The organism is Siphonobacter sp. BAB-5385 (genome assembly GCF_002261125.1).
Classification (GTDB): Bacteria; Bacteroidota; Bacteroidia; order Cytophagales; family Spirosomataceae; genus Siphonobacter.
The window spans coordinates 1-16,728 of sequence record NZ_NMPS01000014.1 but is presented as its reverse complement, the minus strand read 5'-3'; the positions used below and the strand labels follow the sequence as shown (position 1 = coordinate 16,728).

General features: G+C 49.7%; 16 protein-coding genes. All 16 read left to right on the top strand.

The window, feature by feature from the left end; translation table 11 throughout:
• The first annotated feature begins 71 nt into the window (after positions 1-71).
• A complete protein-coding gene (locus tag BWI93_RS01020; RefSeq protein ID WP_141217304.1) occupies positions 72-1,787 on the top strand; it encodes a hypothetical protein in 1,716 nt (571 codons plus the stop codon).
• Positions 1,726-2,238 carry a hypothetical protein gene (locus tag BWI93_RS01015; RefSeq protein ID WP_094808319.1) on the top strand — a complete coding sequence of 171 codons (513 nt, stop codon included), beginning with the start codon at positions 1,726-1,728 and terminating at the stop codon, positions 2,236-2,238. Before BWI93_RS01020 ends, BWI93_RS01015 begins: the two co-directional genes overlap by 62 nt.
• A gap of 63 nt (positions 2,239-2,301) precedes the next feature.
• A complete protein-coding gene (locus BWI93_RS01010; protein ID WP_094808318.1) occupies positions 2,302-3,147 on the top strand; it encodes a hypothetical protein in 846 nt (281 codons plus the stop codon).
• A 100-nt stretch (positions 3,148-3,247) separates the two neighbouring features.
• Positions 3,248-4,318 (top strand): hypothetical protein, encoded by a 1,071-nt coding sequence (locus BWI93_RS01005; RefSeq protein ID WP_094808317.1) that lies wholly within the window; start codon positions 3,248-3,250, stop codon positions 4,316-4,318.
• A gap of 68 nt (positions 4,319-4,386) precedes the next feature.
• Positions 4,387-5,655: a hypothetical protein gene (locus BWI93_RS01000; protein ID WP_094808316.1), complete on the top strand. Its 1,269-nt coding sequence runs from the start codon at positions 4,387-4,389 to the stop codon at positions 5,653-5,655.
• A gap of 1 nt (position 5,656) precedes the next feature.
• Entirely contained in the window at positions 5,657-6,103 is a 447-nt protein-coding gene (locus BWI93_RS00995; protein WP_094808315.1) for a hypothetical protein, read from the top strand.
• Entirely contained in the window at positions 6,100-6,669 is a 570-nt protein-coding gene (locus BWI93_RS00990) for a hypothetical protein (RefSeq protein WP_094808314.1), read from the top strand. The genes BWI93_RS00995 and BWI93_RS00990 overlap by 4 nt, the downstream gene beginning before the upstream one ends.
• Positions 6,663-6,914 carry a hypothetical protein gene (locus tag BWI93_RS00985; protein WP_094808313.1) on the top strand — a complete coding sequence of 84 codons (252 nt, stop codon included), beginning with the start codon at positions 6,663-6,665 and terminating at the stop codon, positions 6,912-6,914. Before BWI93_RS00990 ends, BWI93_RS00985 begins: the two co-directional genes overlap by 7 nt.
• Complete coding sequence (locus tag BWI93_RS00980; RefSeq protein WP_094808312.1) at positions 6,911-7,363, top strand: hypothetical protein; 453 nt, start codon at positions 6,911-6,913, stop codon at positions 7,361-7,363. The genes BWI93_RS00985 and BWI93_RS00980 overlap by 4 nt, the downstream gene beginning before the upstream one ends.
• A gap of 101 nt (positions 7,364-7,464) precedes the next feature.
• On the top strand, positions 7,465-7,674 hold the full coding sequence (locus BWI93_RS00975) for a hypothetical protein (RefSeq protein WP_094808311.1): 210 nt from the start codon (positions 7,465-7,467) through the stop codon (positions 7,672-7,674).
• Positions 7,658-8,428 carry a hypothetical protein gene (locus BWI93_RS00970; RefSeq protein ID WP_094808310.1) on the top strand — a complete coding sequence of 257 codons (771 nt, stop codon included), beginning with the start codon at positions 7,658-7,660 and terminating at the stop codon, positions 8,426-8,428. Before BWI93_RS00975 ends, BWI93_RS00970 begins: the two co-directional genes overlap by 17 nt.
• 19 nt (positions 8,429-8,447) lie before the next feature.
• Entirely contained in the window at positions 8,448-8,765 is a 318-nt protein-coding gene (locus BWI93_RS00965) for a hypothetical protein (RefSeq protein ID WP_094808309.1), read from the top strand.
• Positions 8,766-8,818: 53 nt separating this feature from the next.
• Positions 8,819-12,448 (top strand): tape measure protein, encoded by a 3,630-nt coding sequence (locus tag BWI93_RS00960; RefSeq protein ID WP_094808308.1) that lies wholly within the window; start codon positions 8,819-8,821, stop codon positions 12,446-12,448.
• Entirely contained in the window at positions 12,426-15,119 is a 2,694-nt protein-coding gene (locus BWI93_RS00955; RefSeq protein WP_094808307.1) for a hypothetical protein, read from the top strand. The genes BWI93_RS00960 and BWI93_RS00955 overlap by 23 nt, the downstream gene beginning before the upstream one ends.
• 7 nt (positions 15,120-15,126) lie before the next feature.
• Positions 15,127-16,278, top strand: coding sequence for a hypothetical protein (locus BWI93_RS00950; protein ID WP_094808306.1), 1,152 nt, complete (start codon positions 15,127-15,129; stop codon positions 16,276-16,278).
• Between the two features lie 12 nt (positions 16,279-16,290).
• A partial coding sequence (locus tag BWI93_RS00945; protein WP_141217303.1) for a hypothetical protein occupies positions 16,291-16,728 on the top strand: 438 nt, incomplete at its 3' end.

The window sequence follows — 16,728 nt, the reverse complement described above, 5'->3', positions numbered from 1 at the left end:
CCTACGGTATCAAACAATTACTGGGCTAAGCGGTTGGTCGCTACCCAAGAAATCGAAACTTCATTTTGACGGTGAGACGCTCAGCACAAGAACTGCAAACGTATCTGGAGAAGCCGAGGAACAGAACGGCGATTCTTCTAGCGGGGAGTGATGACGAGCGAACCGTATTTCATGCACGCCCAGCCTCTAACATTGAAGAGGCTGGGTCTTATGCTCCTAAGTTCAAAAGCCTCGTTGAAGGTATTCTAACCCAAAAGCGTAAACGAGCCGCTTTCTTCAAGCTTTTACAGTTTCCCCTTCCTACCCGTCGTCAGATCAGCCGTGCCTCGGATGATTTGAACCGGGTTTTTGAGGCTCAGGACCGATTTATTGGCTGGGAGTTTACTACGCCCGAAACCGACGAAGACTTCCGGGAATACGTTCGAAGTAAGAAGATCGAAACGTTCGTAAGGGAAGATGTCTTCAACGCGATTTTTGAACGTTGCAATTCGCTGGTAGTCGTTGACTTACCCGAAACACAGATGTTTGGTGAGTATCCGGAACCGTACGCTTACTTACTGCCCATTGCCAACGTTTTTGACCTTGGTTTAAATGCTGACAAAAGCATCGAGTACTGCATTTTCAGCATTGCTAAGGACAGGTTCGCGGCTTTTGATGAAGGGTACTTCCGTATATTCTCGAAAGAGAAGAACGGCGAAGGTAAGGAAACGTATACGCTATTACGTGAGGTAGAACATTCACTGGGTTACTGCCCGGTAAGCTTCATTTGGCACGATCAATTCGGGGATGCAGGAATCCGCCGCCTCTCCCCACTTTACGATGCCCTAGCGGACATGGATCGGTTGGTGATGGCCGATGTTTTCAAGGAAGACGTAGACCTGCACGCCGCATATCCTTATCTGTGGTACCTGAAGGAAAAATGTACTTACAGAGACAATGATGGGGCTTGTATGGGCGGTACCATTGCTTGGATCGATGACAACAATCAGCCGAAGTCTAAAAAGTGCCCGAATGATTGTCAGAATAGTTTTGCTGGGCCTGGTACCGCGTTTAAGATCAACCAACCCGGTGCCGGTGAGCATCCCCTTCCTACTCCAGCCGGGTTTGTAACGCTTCCGAGAGATACGCTGGACTACATTACCGAAAAGGTCGACTCTTTGAAAAAGGAGTTGTTTCACTTTTTGACGGGGTACGATCAGGAGCCGGATAAAACCAAGGCCCTGAACGAAGACCAGGTGCAAAGCCAGTTCGAAGCCCGTATCAACAAACTGATCTATTGGGCCGAACACCTGGAGCGTACGCACCGCTGGATTCTGGAAACAATTGGCCGCTTACGCTACGGGGTTGAGTTTGTTAAGGTCACCGTAAACTATGGCCGTGAATTCTACCTTGAAACCCTTCAGGACGCGTTAACGGCGTATCAGGATGCCCGTTCAAAAGGCCTGCCTATGTTCCTGCTGGAAGTACTTCGCAGACGCGTCGTACATCTGCTAGCCCGGAACAATGATCACGAATTACAGCGTCTCACCTTCCTTGAGCTGCTTGAACCTTACCCTGACGTGCCTTTGCAAAGCGTTCCGCAAGGCACCGTGGATTATGAGTTGAAAGCCAATTTTCCGCGTTACGTGGGGCAATTCGAACGCGACAACGGTGACCTAGTGAGCTTCGGGTCAAACGGAAACATAGCAAAGAAGCTCGAAACCATCGAAACTGAACTTTACAATTATGTCGAAGCAAGAAGAAAACTTTGGGAACAAAGACAGCGAGAAACTCCACAAACTGCCTAATAACTTCGATAAGAAGTGTTTCTGGGTACGGCAGACCGTAACCCGTAAGATGGAGGGTCAGAACGTTACCGTAGCGGCCAAAGGTATTGCGGAAGTGCAGTGCTACACGCCGGAAGAGTTTGAAGACACCTTTGTCGAAAAGGATGGGGTTATTTCCCACCGCTCCTTGAATTTTCAGGTAACGGTCCTCCATGAGCCTAGCAAGGGGGCCGACGTTCCTTCTGAACTAGACCTGAAAAAACAGGAAATCGCGGAGAAAAAGGAACAGGAGCTGGAAGACCTTCGTCAGCAACTGGCCGACACGAAGGAACAACTTAAACAGTCTCAGGCGGATTTGAAATCCAAAGAAGCTATCGTCAACGAAGACGCGAAAAAGACTGAGGAGGCCGCAAAAGAAGCTGTTAAGCGAGCCCAGAAAGAGGCTCAAACCTTAGCAGGTCCTAAAGCCTAATTAATTAAATCAGCCGGGGCAACTCGGCTGATTTCCCCTTAAAACCAATTATCAGCCAACACAATGAGTTTAACTTTTGCAGAAATCCGGACCGCTATCGACAGCGATGCCGCATTGAAATCCGAACTCCTCAAAGGAATCGAACCCGAAGTAATTGCCGCTCTGACCAGTGCCGGTAGTGTCGTTAAAAAACAATCGGATATTGATCAGGCAATTACCGCCGCCAAAAGCGAAGCGACTCGCGATGCCCACAATGCCTGGGAAACTAAAATGGTCGAACTGACTGGAAAGCAGAAACCCGAAGGCAAAAAAGGGCTTGACTGGGCGGCGGAGGAATTCACTGCATTAAAAACCAGTGCGTCATCATCAGCAACTGATAAGTCAGAACTCACTCAGCTTCGTACCGAACTCAATACGTTGAAAAGTGAGCTGAAGACGAAGGACGCCGAAGCCTACAAAAAAGAGGTGAACGGCCTTATCGACGGGGCCGTTCAAAACGTGAATATTTTCATTCCTCCCCATCTGAAAACGGACGAGGAAAAGAACGCTTACGTAAATCACCAACGTAAGGCTCTCCGAGCAGTATTCACGAGTGAGTTGGAGGCAAAACCCGATGCCGAACGTGGTACCGTATTCTTCGAAGGTGAAACCGCTCTTTTGAAGGACGGTAAGGCTCTCAATCCTACCGATATCATCAAGGAGCGTTACAAAACCTTCCTGGCTCCTGAAAAGCAACAGCAGCAGGGTACTGGAACGGGTGGTAACAACGGCAACAGTGGAGAAGCGAATAAGTACGCGGGTTTGACGCAAGATCAGGCCCGTGACCAGCTGAATAAAGATGGTCATGCCCGCGGTTCTGACAAGTACGTGGAGGTTATGAAGACCTACGATACGACCGAACAGCAGTAAACACTAGGCCCGGTTCCCTCAGCCAGAACCGGGCTTTCAGCAGCTAACAAACCTTTGTCCCGAGCGGTGTAACATTGTTTCACGCTAAATTCTTCAGAAAATGGCAGGTATAGCTGCAACCGTTTTTGACAAGGCCGTCATCATGGCCAAAGACAAATTCACCGAGTTTGAAAATCGGAACTCGCTTATGGGTTCGTATATGGCGTTACGGGAAGGAACAAACCAGTTAGTAACCAAGACTGCATTGGAGAAGGCACGTACCTCCCAAGAACGTCAGGTTACTATTCCCGTATTGAAACGCTATAACGCAACGGTTCATAACCAGCGGGGGCTTAATTTACCAGGGGATGAACCCGAATCTGACCTGGTGACACTGAACTGGTTTACGCGTGGTTTCACGGTAAAAACTCGCGAAGCGGTTCACCAGGGCAACTACATCAGCGAAGCGGAATACATTGCTCACCAAATCCAAAATGGTTTGCGTGCCGTGTACCAAAACAATTTGGTAGCTGGTAAAGAGTCTTTTGACAAGATGGCTACGGATTACCTGAACGCTTCAAAGACTACGGCTCTGGCCACTACGACTTTGGCGGGTGTAACGATTGCGGGTGGAGCTTACGAAATCCCTCAAGATAAGCTGTACATCTACATGCCTACACTGTTCATGAAAAATGAACTTCAAGGGCCATTCCACGATGTAGCCAATTACGACGCTATGGCCATGCGTACGTACATGAGCACGATGGGTTCAGCTAACCAGCAGAACCTTGAAAAACTGCTTTCAAGTCAGTACGATTTCGGTTATTCTCCGCATATCACCGTTCCGGCCAATACCTTAGAATCGCATTACATGTTCGGTAAAGGTAGTTACGGTGTGCTGGATTGGATCGAATACGACTGCCGCTCGAACGGTGGATATGACGGAAAAGGTAGCTGGGATGGTACCTACAAATACACCACTTGGGAAGATCCGTATGGAGCACTATGGGGGGTATTGGTGACGATGGGCCCGAATGAGTCTACCATCCCTGGCCTTGAACGTTCGTACGCCATGCAGATGGACTTTTTCAAAGACACGGCATTCGTAAAATCTTACTCGTCTGAGGCTGGAAAGTCCGAAACGATTAAGGTAAACGTGAAAGCCCCATCGACGGCTTCACAGGCGGCATAGGTTACTCTCACCCCTGAACATCGTAGCCCCGCCCAGCAAACGGGCGGGGCTATTTCTTTCAAACGGCAATGATTTTAAGCGAACGTATATTTTCAGAATTGGCCGGGCTGGTGGGATACCGATCCAGCTTTGATAAGGAGGATTTCATCGACACCGATATCCAGGCTTCCGAGTCTGGATTACTGGTTAATGGGGTTCACGCGTTGATTAATTCCGGCAATCTCCTTGCTACGCTAGCAGATGGCCCGCAGAATTTTATCGCATTCACGGCCTATGACCTTCAAACGACCTTTGCAAAGGGTACCATTGTCAAGTCGGGCGATAAGCTTTACACCAGCCTGCAGGACAACAATCAGGATCACCCGGTTAGCGATGTTACATGGTGGAAACCTACCAGCCTGCTATCTCAGGTTCTTCGCCGTACGTACCGGGACGCGGTTACAACGGTACTGAATTCATTCCTCGATACGAAGAAAGAAGCGGGAGCCGGCAAGGAGCTACTCAGCAGCGGAATGCTTTTGAACGAGAATGGCCGCCTGCCTGATCAGATCGAAAAGAAAGGCCGATTTGTCGGTTTTCTTATTCGGCCTAAAGAAACGGATCTGGCTGTAGTCCTTCGCCGCGTAGGTGTACAGTTTTCTGGTAACGGTGCTATCCCCATAAAAATTTACCGAATCACGTCTGATGAACCTTTGCAATCGATCCCTGTCAATTATCAACATCAAGGCAAGTTCTTTTATGACTCGCTTTCGTCGCCGGTATCTCTACCGTATTGGTCGGAGAATGTAATGGGTGAAACGTACCTGGTGGGGTATGATGAAAACGACTTGCCCGAAGAGGCCCGAGCTGTTCGCGTGGCTCGCACAATTGGTAAGGGTAATTGCTGGGGGTGTAACCCGGCTTACGCTACGATCGTCGGCAAGTGGAGTCCCTACGTGGAAATAAAGGCCATCTCCGCTCCGGCCAATGCTTTGGGTGATGAGGAGAGTTATACGTACCACACTGATACCAATTTCGGCCTGAATCTGGTTTTCGACGTGGTGTGCGATGTTACCGAGCGGGTAATCCAGCAGAGAAACGTATTCGCCAGAGCTATTCAGCTCCAGTGGGCAATAGGCCTGCTCGAAATCATGGCCGCATCTACCCGAGTGAATCAGGCCGGGAACGTAGCTGAGGTGAAAGCCTATAACTATCTGTACGAGTTTCAAAACCCCCAAAACCCGCATACGCTTCTTAAACAGGCCATGAAAAGCTTGAATCTGGATCTTTCAGATTTGAACGAAACCTGCCTGCCCTGCAAAGACGCGAACACGGGAATCGAGATAGGAGCCTGGTAACATGGGAACGAAAGCCGATCAAATCAAAGAGTTCTTTATGGGGCCGCTCAAAGCCATCGATATGAAGGGTTTGATTGACTGGGCCGTTAACCGCCATTCTGCGTACGCTCTAGAACTCAACAAACGCCAGCTGAAGGTAGGGCAGCTCGATACGGGAAAAGCCATTAATCCCCCGTATACTCAGGTGACGGTTGCTATCAAGAAAGCCAAGGGGCAACCTTACGACCGTGTTACGCTTAAGGATACGGGTGACTTTCAGGATAGCATGTACATGAAGCGGGTAAGGGGCGGCAATGAAATCACGGCCTTTGACTGGAAAACGCTTTCGCTTTCCCGCAAATACAGCGTAGACATCTTTGGTCTGAATGATCGCAACAAAGGCATTCTCTGTAACCGAATGAAGCCTGATGCCCAGAAACAATTCAAATCCCTGTTACGGCACTTATGAATCCTGCTATTATTCATACCCTCAATGACACGTCCGGGGCGGCTGGCCTGGAACACGTGATTTTACAGCTCCAGCTGAGGTTATCTATGCTTTCCTGGCTGAAAGTCATCTATGGCCGGGCGTTTACCGTCTCGAAGTTGAAAGAAACGGAGGCCGAACCCGCTGTATACGCAGGACAAAACGAATACAGAAGCGTTCTTCCGAACGACTTTGTTGCGGCTCAGTCCTTCTTTCGAACGGAAGGACCGGAGCGGTACGGCGATGCGTTGCTTTCGACAGGTGGATACCTAGCTAATCGCGACCTGAGCCTGATCGTTTGGGTCAACTTTCACGAACTCGATCACCCGAGCCGGCGTGATGATATCTACCTCGAAACACTCAAGTATGAGGTAGAAGAGCAACTTCGGGCCTGCGAGTTCGTCATGAAAATTGATGAATACTACGATGATCATGCCGCGGATATCTTTCGCGGGTACGATCTGGAAACAATCAAACCCGAACGGCTGAAGTTTCCGTACTGCGGCTTTCGGATATCACTCACCGTTTACTACCAAAAACCATGTTAAACGACGTCATCTTTGTAAGCCTCGTAGTCGTCGGGGTTTTATTCGTTTCCGGAAAGTGGGAGATTAGCGAATGGGCCTATCATCAAACAGGCTGGCAGGTGTTTCGCTGTCTGTACTGTCAGAGTTTCTGGCTTAATTGCTTGATTTTGCTTTTTGTGATCCCGCCGCTTCTTATCCTGCCTGGAGCTCTGGCCGGAGCCGCTTTCGGAACCCCTTTTCTCATGATTCTAAAACGCGGCTTATGAAAACGATTCCTATGGGCGGTCACAGCGTAGCATTCTACGACTCGATCTTTGAAACGCCGATCGCCATCTACAAGCTTCACGAACGGTACGCAGCGGCGGCGGCCTTCACGGTTGACAATCTGGGCAATTACGGTGATCGCATTGCTTCGGCTTTGAATCACCTCGCATCAAACAATCCGGAGGCGGTTGAAACCGAGCTACGGAATATGTATTTCGGCTTATATCAGTTCCTGGGAGGAATGGATATGAGCAGTATGGCCCTTTTGTGCTTAGTCGCTGAGGTAGACGGGATGCCCTTTCGCAAGCGGGATGAAGAAACACTTATGAAGCTCCGGGATAAGATGTCAGAGTGGGGGTTTACCGCCGCCGACGCTGATAAACTGGCGACGGATTTAAAAAAAAACTTCAAACTGAGCTGGACCGAGCCTTCCCCGGATGGTTCGGAATAGGGGATGCCGTCAGCCGTGATGCCCTGCGGTATTCGCTGATTTGTCAGGGCGAGTTTTATGCCGACCCTTCGCCCGATAACGAAAAGCGGCACAAAGCGGCTATGCTGGCTTATTCTGAACTGACCGAACCGCCAAGCTTCGACCCTCGCAATCCGGATAACTTCATCATTGATCTGGAAAAGTCATTTGCTCGTACCTGTGCCGCCTTGGAAGAGTCCGGGTGTAAAGAACCCAAGGAACTGAGCATTTTCGAGTTTTACGCCCGAATCCAACAATTCGAACAACGCAAGCCTCATGCTAAATCAGAATAATTTTCTCCGCTGGTTCAATCAACCAGGTACCGAAAGCGGTCTTTTGCCTCGCCCGTTCATTGGGGATGGTAAGTCCAAGGAAGGACCCGCGTTAGTCGTACTTATCCCGGGCGAAACGTACTCCTACTATGTAAACGCGGCAACCATGCCTACAGGTGATTGGAAACTTCTCAATGGGGCAGGGGTGGAAGTAAGCGGAGTTAATCACACACTTTCAGAAATAACGTTTTTGGCGGGTAAGCACGGGTATGGCTCTTTTTCCCTTTCGGGCAATGTTAAGCCGGGCGTTTACCGTATCAAATCCGGGAATTTGTACAGTAATGTAGTCGAGGTTATGGCTACGGCCGACGCCGAACGCTACAGTCGGGTATTTTCCTTCAAGAGCCCAAACAAATTGCTTGATTTCTACTGGCCATACTTGCCTGTCGATTATCGGCAGGCCTTTCGGTTGAAGTGTAACCTGACCGATCAGCAACCCGAACACGACAAGGAGGTGTACCGGGAAGCTACTACGGGCCGTACGCGTAATTTCAAGAGTTTTCCCCGTTGGTTTTACAAGATTAATTTTCTGGAAACCGAACCCGATAACTGTCGGGCGTTGGCTGTTATGCTGGAATGTGATGAACTTTACATCGCTGGCAAACGGGTTAGTTTCAAGTCCGGTTTGAAACTGAATACCAGCCTGACTACCACTTATGTAAATTCTGAATGTGAAGTGTACGATGATGACTTTACGGCTCTGAATTACTGCTAATTTTTTGTATCTTCGGGGCATGTTCACAGCCTTTGCATTAGGAGTATTCGTCGCCTTTGTTCTCTTTGCCATTTACCTGAAGAAAAAGGCTCCTTCCAACGAGGAAATCGTTCGGAGCAATCAGGAAATTATCAACCGTAGCATTGAACTCAATGCCATGGCAAAGCGTGAGATTATCAAGACACAAATGGCCGATCATTTGCGTCAGATCGAAGAAATGTACAATGCCGGGGAGATTAGCCCCGAAGATTACAGAGAACTTTCCGAGCCGCTACTGGCCGCTATCTCCCTGAATGACTTACCCGAAGGAATCGCCCTGAGTTCCGATAAGAAATAATCCTTAACTTCACGTCTGCCAACACTTGCCCGCCTAAAATCCTTTAGGCGAATATGTCCATTTTGAACCACGGGGATTTCTTTGATTTCCCTGGTTACGAAAAACAGCTCAATAGTCTGGAGCGACTGTTAGACCGTTTTGGTCAGTCGCAAGAAAAGTGGCTCGATCGTCTTAAGAATTCAAACGATCAGCTACGAAAGAACGCCATTCAGACCACGAACGCCCTTCGTGGTCTCGACGTCATGCCCGGTGATTCCGTCACAAAGCTAAAAGAGCTAGGTAGTGAACTGGATCGTACTGGTACGAGAATCAAGCAAAACTCCCAGTACGCCGAATTGCTGACCAGTACGTACAATGCCAATAAGCATAGTATCGACCAGCTCAAAGGCGTGATGAAGGAGTTGGAAAAGCAGTATAACCAACTCGACCCGAAGAGTGAAAACTTTGCCAGTGATCAGAAACGTATAGCTGACCAAGTTAAAGCTACGGCCGGAGCCATCACCCTGCAAAGCACGGTTCTCAAAGCGGCGAAAACGCAGCTCGATTCTGCTGATCGCAGTTACACCAAGCTTTCCCAACAAACCAACGAACTCCGCAAGAACCTTCGGAACCTTCCCGACGCGTTCAATGCCGCTACCGGTGCGATTAATCTCAATAACCGACAGGCGGTACTACTTCAGGAGCAAATTCAGAAGAACGATAAAGCTCTGAAAGCAATGGACGCCACAATGGGCGTTCATACGCGTAACGTAGGGAATTACAAATCCGCCCTGGAAGGTATTCGCAGTCAGCTCGTTGGGGCAGCGGCTGGATATCTTTCTGTCGATGCAGTTATCAGAGGTATTGCGGGCGGTATCGAGATAATCGATACCATGCACCGGCAGGAAGTTGCCCTTAAAAATGCTTCATCATCCACGGTTGAGCTGAATAAAAACCTTTCTACGGCCCGTCAATTAGCTAAGTCGTACGGGGTAAACCTGAACGAAACGACCGATGCGATTCGCAAATTCACCGGAGCCACGCGGGGAACAGCCATCGAAGGTGATAAGGCTCGACGCGTGTTCACGGCCTTCACTGCCAACTTTGCTGCCAACGGAGCCAGTGCCGAGGAGCTCTCCCGGGCCATGAAGGCTTTGGGAGACATGATGAGTAAGGGTACCATCCAGGCCGAAGAGCTGAAAGGTCAGTTAGGTGATGCCATGCCTGGGGCCATGAAGACTTTCGCGGATGCTATGGGTGTTTCTCAGCGGGAACTGATGAAGATGATGGAGAACGGGGAGCTGCTGGCTGAGGACGTACTACCCAAGGTTGCGGCCGAGCTGGAGAAGATCACCGGAAACAAGGCTCAGGAGAACTTGAAAACTATCTCCGGATCCTGGCAGGTAGTGAAGACTAATTTTCAACTCTTTCTAGCGGAGTTCAACAAAACCGGGGCTGTCAGTAATTTCTTCGCCGTGCTGAATGGTAACATCGCTAAAACTTTCGAGGTTTTCCGGCTGGCTAACAAATACGGGGGAACCAAGGGCATTCTTGAAATGGCTGGGCGGGCTACGGTCGATATGATGACCTTCAATACGTTTGGTCTGGCTAACACTTCCTATCAGCAACTGGCCAGTAGGGAAGCCCGGGAGCAACGCGTTACGGACTTTGCCGGCTCCTCAGCCCAGGATCAGGAAAAGTTTATCAAAACCCAAACCCGTGCGATTGAGGTTCAACGAACCAGAGTTGCGGATTTGCAGAAAACGGTTGACAAGCTCCAGAAGGGGTATAAGGATACCTGGAATGATGGTGGGAAGTCGTACCGGATTTGGAGCGAGAATATCAATAAGGCTCGAAAGGATTTGGCTGAGGCAAAGTCTACCTTGGATTCATACTCGAATGGTCTGATTAAAGCCAACCGGATACATAAGGAAATGCTCAGCAAGATTCCGGCCCTTGGCAAGCCCCTGGATAAAACGACACCGGATAAACTGGTATCCTCCATTCGTGACCAGATCGACGCCATTCCTAATGCTCTTATTGGCAAAAACGGCAAGGCTGAACTCACCAAAGACCAAGCTAAAGCCTTAAGGGGAGCACGGGAAGAGGTATTACAACTGTATAATACCCTTTCCAAAGGCGACGTGGCCCGGCTCAACCTTTCGTCGTTAAAAACGGAGCTTAATGAGTTACTGTACGGTAAAAAAACGGACAACTCCGGTAAGAAAGCCGCCGCCGCCCGTCAGAAGGAAATCCGGGATCAGTTCAAACTCATCGAAGGGTACGTAAAAGATGCTCAGGAGGAGCTACAGAAGAACATTCTCGGTGCGGACAATGACGACCTGCTGGAATCGCTCCGGGAACGCCTGAAGAAAAGCATTCCGGGTATTGAAGCGGAGCTAACGAAAGGAAATCAGAAGGCCAAATCCCTACTGAAGAAAATCGAGGAGACGTTTCGTAACAAAATACCCTGGTTAAAACCCATGCAGTACGATACTGATACCGTACTGGGGCAGGCTCTGAAGGACGGGGAGAAGTTTCGCAAATTCATCCAAAGCGGCGGGTTTCTGGCCGCCGTGCGGAAAATTCAGAAGGATCTTCTCGGCGATTACAAGACGTTTGAAGAAAACGCGAAAACGACGATTCTGCCCGGGGGCGGTTTGTCGAATCGGCTTTCCAAACGGTCGGAGCAACAGGCGACGACCTACATGGAATATCAGCAGGAATCAGGCCAACTTAACCGGGAGCTCGATTCCTACATTTTCCTAAAAGAAGCGGAGCGGAATGAACTTCAAAGCCACCTCAAGCAAGTTTATCAGTGGGAATTAGCTGGCAAAAACGATCGGGCAAAACTGGCACGAGATGAGTACGAGTACAAGAAACATCTGATCGAAGAGGAGGCCCGTAGACGTCAGGAATCTTTGGAGCAGGGGATTCAACTCGCCGCGGAGTTCGGTAGTGCCATTTTCGAAATCAATAATGCGTATCGCGATCGGGATCTGGCTAACCTGGACAAACAGAAATCGCGGGAGTTGGAACTGGCAGGTGACAACAAAGACGCTCAGAAGCGTATTGAGGAGGAGTTTTCTAAGCAACAATCTGAAATTCGGATGAAACAGGCCCGAGCGGACCGGGCCGCTGCGTTGCTCCAGATTGTAGCCAATACCGCCATCGCCGTATCAAAGGCCATCGCCCAGTTTCCGATTACGGGCGGTCAACCTTTCGCCGGGTACGCGATTGCTCAGGGAGCCATCCAAGCGGCGTTGGTACTGGCAAAACCGCTACCCGCGTACGCAGTAGGTACGAAAAATGCTCCGGAAGGTCCGGCCCTCGTCGGCGAAAAAGGTCCGGAGCTTCGCAAGTCCCAGGGCAAGTACTTCTACTACGACCGTCCAACCGTTGCCCACCTAAACCGGGGGGATACGATCTACACCGCAGCGGAAACCCAACGAATCCTACACGATGCCCAGGTCAACGGGTCGATGGCGGGTAGACTTCATCAGGCCCGCCTTGGAGAAGCGATCTACGTCCAGCAGCAGAGTTCTACGCGTATTGATGAACGTGCGATTGGTGCGGCCGTGGGTGAGCAAATCGCAGACCTGCCGATTCATGAAACGCACTTCGATGAGCGAGGGGTACAACGCTTTATCCGCCGCAAAAACACCCGAACCAGATATTTGAATGACCGATTCAATCTACGCTGATAACGGCACTACCGTTGAAATACCGGCACTTCGGGAGGAATTGCCGGTATACTTCCGTTTGTTACACAACGATGACATTGTGTATATCGACGAACCCGCTCACTGGCAAGAGTTAGAGCTGACTGCGAAACGCGACACAGATTGGCACGGCTTCAACTTCGATTACACGGACGGTGAAACAGAACTCGCTTTCACCTGTTCAGCTGGACGGGGATTGATCGAAGACGTGTACAAGGTCGATGGTCCAGACGGTCAGATTTTTTTGGAAGTAACGACGGTACCGCCCGGTGAAACCGTTCACGTCGTTGAATACCGGTACCGCCTCAACCTGGCTACCCGTGCTCGGAAGGACTATATAGTAACTTGTGAAATAGAACGGGATACCTTGCACGAGAAAATTAAAGCCCGCTGGGAAAATACGGTCAATCTCTTCGAGGCGAAAACCTTGGATGGGGTGGCGATCGATCCGATGCCCGTGTATGACTTGCCATTGCACGGGAAAGTCATACAGCAAAAGTTCTCAGCGGTCGTGACCTCGCAAAAACTGACTGAGCAAACCTTTCAGGGCGATACCAACGGGCATGTCTGGATTTCTTTCGATACCTCCGAGCCTTCCGTTTCGGAAATCAAGGAGGCTGTAGGGGGTAAGCCCTTCGGCATATCCGATTCCGAAGGCCCGGTGCACTTTGACGAGTATCTTTTCAAGTTCGAAAGCGAGGGTGACTACCGGTTCAAAATCAGCCTGGACTTTACGGTTGATTTTTCAATCAAAAAACGGGCAGTATCGATTGGTGCTAAGAAAATTACTTCGTGGTTTTTGGACGCTTTTCTAGTACTCGATACGGAATCGCCGCGGGGGGCTTCACCCACGAAGTTCCTCCGGATCGGTACCCGGCAAAGTGGCGGCGGCGGCGGCACCAGCGTCACGGGTATTCGCCTGCAGGGAGCTATTGACGAAATTGTTCACATGAAGGCCGGGTGGCGGGCTTACCTGTACGGTATCCTGCATTTCGAGCACAATGCGAACGAGCTGGCCTCTACGACCGTAAAGGTTCGTTGCGATAAATCAGCTGTAGAGGTAATTGCTTCAACGTATTCAGATGGAAGCCTTTGCCGGGCCGTTTGGCTAAAAGATGCGATTGAGCGGACCCTAACCCAAATCACCGGGCAAACGAAGGTACTGGAGGCTCCTTACTACTCCTTTGCCTCATCTGAACAACCCGTTGCCGGCTGCGGGGCCAACCGGATGATCACGAACGGTTTCCAGATTCGGCAATTCGAACCGGATAAGCACGGCGTGGAAGTTACGCTAAAAACCTTACTTACGGCCTGTAAAGCCTGGGACGGGATTGGATTCGAATACACAAATGACGAAGAGGGTAATCAGATTATACGCTTACTGCCCCGTGAACAGTTCTACGCCGACGTCGAAATCATCGACCTGGGCGAATGTTCAAATTACTCCGAGGAAACAGCAGCTGAGTTGCTGTATAACCGGGTACAGGTCGGGTACCAAAAGTATTTTGACGAAGGTCTGAACGGTTTAGATGAGTTCAACACCGACCACGAATACACGTTGCCCACGCTGGCCGGAGGCGATCCCTACCAAGCCAACCCTAATAAACTGGAGCTGCTATCACCCATCCGGGCGGATGGTTACGGCATCGAATCCGTTCGTCGGGTACAATTCGAGAAAACCCCCACGGATTCCACCTCGGAAGATGATGAACTGTTCGTGGTTTGTACGACCCCGCCCACGGGTGCTACCATGTCCGTACTCGCAGAAATCACGGGCGGAAGCCTCGGCGGATTTTACCTGAAAACGGTCACTAAGCTTCCTAACGTTCGGCTCGGTGCATTGGTGAAAGTGCAAAGCCCCTTGAATAGCGGTACGTTCAAGGTATTAAACGACGGGGCGGTTCGCTCAGCTCCCGTGGGTACCTATCTCAACTGGGAAAATAAGTACGTATACTGGATCGATGGAACTCCAAACCCGGAGGGTCAGACGCAAATGATGATTACGATTGCCAGTAGCCCGGCTTCCAGTGAGCGAAACGAAAGCTTTACTTCGGTAGCAGGTATTATTTCACCTGAAACGGCCTACAATCTGCGACTGACTCCGAAACGGATGCTGCTGGCGAATGGTCCGTTGGTGAGTATTGGTCTTGCGTACAAAAAGCCTGATCAGATTCTGAAAAACGGATACGCCAAACAAAACGGGGACTTGGTAGCGGCTTTATCCGCTTCGGATGCGTGTGCGACCGAATATGAACCCGTTACCGAAAAGGCCGATGTAACAGTAGAGCAGGTTCGGGGGCAAATTGCCAAATACTCTCCCGAATTTGTCTACTTCAGCAAACGACTGTCGCGTAAAACGTTTATGCTCATCCGTCAGGCCCTACGGGGTAAGGCGACTCCGGAAACGAATTACGGGTATGTGACCGTAACGAATGATCTGGGTGAGCGGGTTTCGGGGTATGTGATGGAAATGAAGTACAAACCTCTTTCTGAGCAGGTTGATTTTAAACTGTTGAAAAAGTTTGTACCTTCACAACCGCCAATTCTTTTGCCCGAGTGTAGCGATTACGCCGACTGGACTTTCGAAGATTTCGAGAATGCCACGGACGACGTAAGAAAACTGGAAGAATGTCGATTCGACGACTTCAGCTAACGCTCACATGGGGTTCATTATATCGCTTATTGAGGAACTTGATACGCTCAAGACTGGCTTTCGTCGCAAAGTCAATGAGCTGATCAAAAAAGCCATCGTAGACCTTGTTCTCGATCAAGAGGGCAAGGTTATTCTGCATACACAGGACGGTAGCACGCTTCAGCTAAACCTGGCTGAACAATATCCACGTCGCAGTGAGATTCAGGAACTCCTAGATAGTACCGGAAAGATCATTCCTTCGCCAGATAACCAGAGAGAAACGGCTTTGCCGGTAGTCTCGGACGGACAACCCGCCCTTGAAAATGGTCTAGCAGGAACATCTACTGGTCCCGTTCGGGTATTCCTGAATTCAAAACGTATATGGCTTGACGTTGGCAATGCTACGAAAGATGCGGACGCATATTTTTCCTTCGATGGTGGGCTTACAGCTCTACCAAATAGTAACGTTCCGGCCGGAGCCGAACTCTTCTTTAATCCCACCAAAGCAGGCTTCCCCCTTACTGATCAGGATAAAATCACGCTTGATTATTCTTTGGAAGTTATTCAGCAACGGACCAAAACCGGACAGGCGGCCATCCAATCACTCGATCCTGATCATGAAGTAATCATGGCAGAAGAGCCGGGCCAGATGGAATACAATGTTGACTTACAGGGGGGGAAGATCCTCTTTGTCACCTACTACAATTACTTCCCGGAAGGGCAACTCCCTAAACCCTTAGTGAAAACCCAGTACGACTACGAAAACGGTCTCTTAACGCTTAAAAACCTGGGTTTTGACATTAATGAAGGGGATGCGATTCTGGTCTATTTTGTCAAACAAAGTACGGGCTTGTTTCTCCCTTTTGAGACTCGTGAATCCCCTGGTAAAGTCGAATGGAAGTACGCATATGAATCCGATGCGGCTTGGAAAACCCTATTTACTTCGTCGCTAGTGGGTGGCGGGGTAAAGTTCCTAACCTTTGAAGCCAATAATATCAGCAATGGTAAAAGCTACGTGCATGGAATGGGAACCGAAAACGTAGTCATCGATGCCGTTTCTTCAGATAAGCGTCCAGATCGTTCAATTTATGCCATACCGGACGGACGATACCAGTTCAAACTTTACATAGCTCCTGGCGTACAATTCACCGGAAAAATCTTCGCTCGTTTTTACCCTTAAAATTTCTATTTAATGAAAAAGCTGCTCTTCTTAGCTGCCTTTCTTTCTAGTTTGAGTCTGCTGGCTCAGCCCACTGAACTTACTCCTGATAAGAACGCGGCACCCAGCAATCCTGCTTACACTACCATTGCCGCCAGCAATGGTACATTTTTTGGCAATGATGGTAATCCATTTGTGCTGGAAACCCGCAAGTTTCAGTCCTATGCCGAACTACGGGCGTTTACTGGGCCTACGCCCGGTATGTTTTATCAAGCCTGGTTAAGTAACCGTATCGAATTTTGGAAACCTGACTTTTCTGATTACGCTACCCCTGATAATAACAATACTACCCTGGTCGGCGTCGGTGGAGTACGGTGGAAGCGGTTTTTCTCTTCGCTTTCGAGTCCCTTAACCACGGAGTTCAAGGGCACGTGGAATGCTTCGACGAATCAGCCTGCCTTAACCACTACG

Bases quoted from the DNA above. Each gene is read 5' to 3' on its own strand.
- BWI93_RS00955 (WP_094808307.1), top strand. From the start codon at position 12,426: ATGACCGATTCAATCTACGCTGATAACGGCACTACCGTTGAAATACCG.
- BWI93_RS01000 (WP_094808316.1), top strand. From the start codon at position 4,387: ATGATTTTAAGCGAACGTATATTTTCAGAATTGGCCGGGCTGGTGGGA.
- BWI93_RS01005 (WP_094808317.1), top strand. From the start codon at position 3,248: ATGGCAGGTATAGCTGCAACCGTTTTTGACAAGGCCGTCATCATGGCC.
- BWI93_RS00975 (WP_094808311.1), top strand. From the start codon at position 7,465: ATGCTGGCTTATTCTGAACTGACCGAACCGCCAAGCTTCGACCCTCGC.
- BWI93_RS00970 (WP_094808310.1), top strand. From the start codon at position 7,658: ATGCTAAATCAGAATAATTTTCTCCGCTGGTTCAATCAACCAGGTACC.
- BWI93_RS01010 (WP_094808318.1), top strand. From the start codon at position 2,302: ATGAGTTTAACTTTTGCAGAAATCCGGACCGCTATCGACAGCGATGCC.
- BWI93_RS00960 (WP_094808308.1), top strand. From the start codon at position 8,819: ATGTCCATTTTGAACCACGGGGATTTCTTTGATTTCCCTGGTTACGAA.
- BWI93_RS00985 (WP_094808313.1), top strand. From the start codon at position 6,663: ATGTTAAACGACGTCATCTTTGTAAGCCTCGTAGTCGTCGGGGTTTTA.
- BWI93_RS00995 (WP_094808315.1), top strand. From the start codon at position 5,657: ATGGGAACGAAAGCCGATCAAATCAAAGAGTTCTTTATGGGGCCGCTC.
- BWI93_RS00950 (WP_094808306.1), top strand. From the start codon at position 15,127: ATGGGGTTCATTATATCGCTTATTGAGGAACTTGATACGCTCAAGACT.
- BWI93_RS00980 (WP_094808312.1), top strand. From the start codon at position 6,911: ATGAAAACGATTCCTATGGGCGGTCACAGCGTAGCATTCTACGACTCG.
- BWI93_RS01015 (WP_094808319.1), top strand. From the start codon at position 1,726: ATGTCGAAGCAAGAAGAAAACTTTGGGAACAAAGACAGCGAGAAACTC.
- BWI93_RS00965 (WP_094808309.1), top strand. From the start codon at position 8,448: ATGTTCACAGCCTTTGCATTAGGAGTATTCGTCGCCTTTGTTCTCTTT.
- BWI93_RS00990 (WP_094808314.1), top strand. From the start codon at position 6,100: ATGAATCCTGCTATTATTCATACCCTCAATGACACGTCCGGGGCGGCT.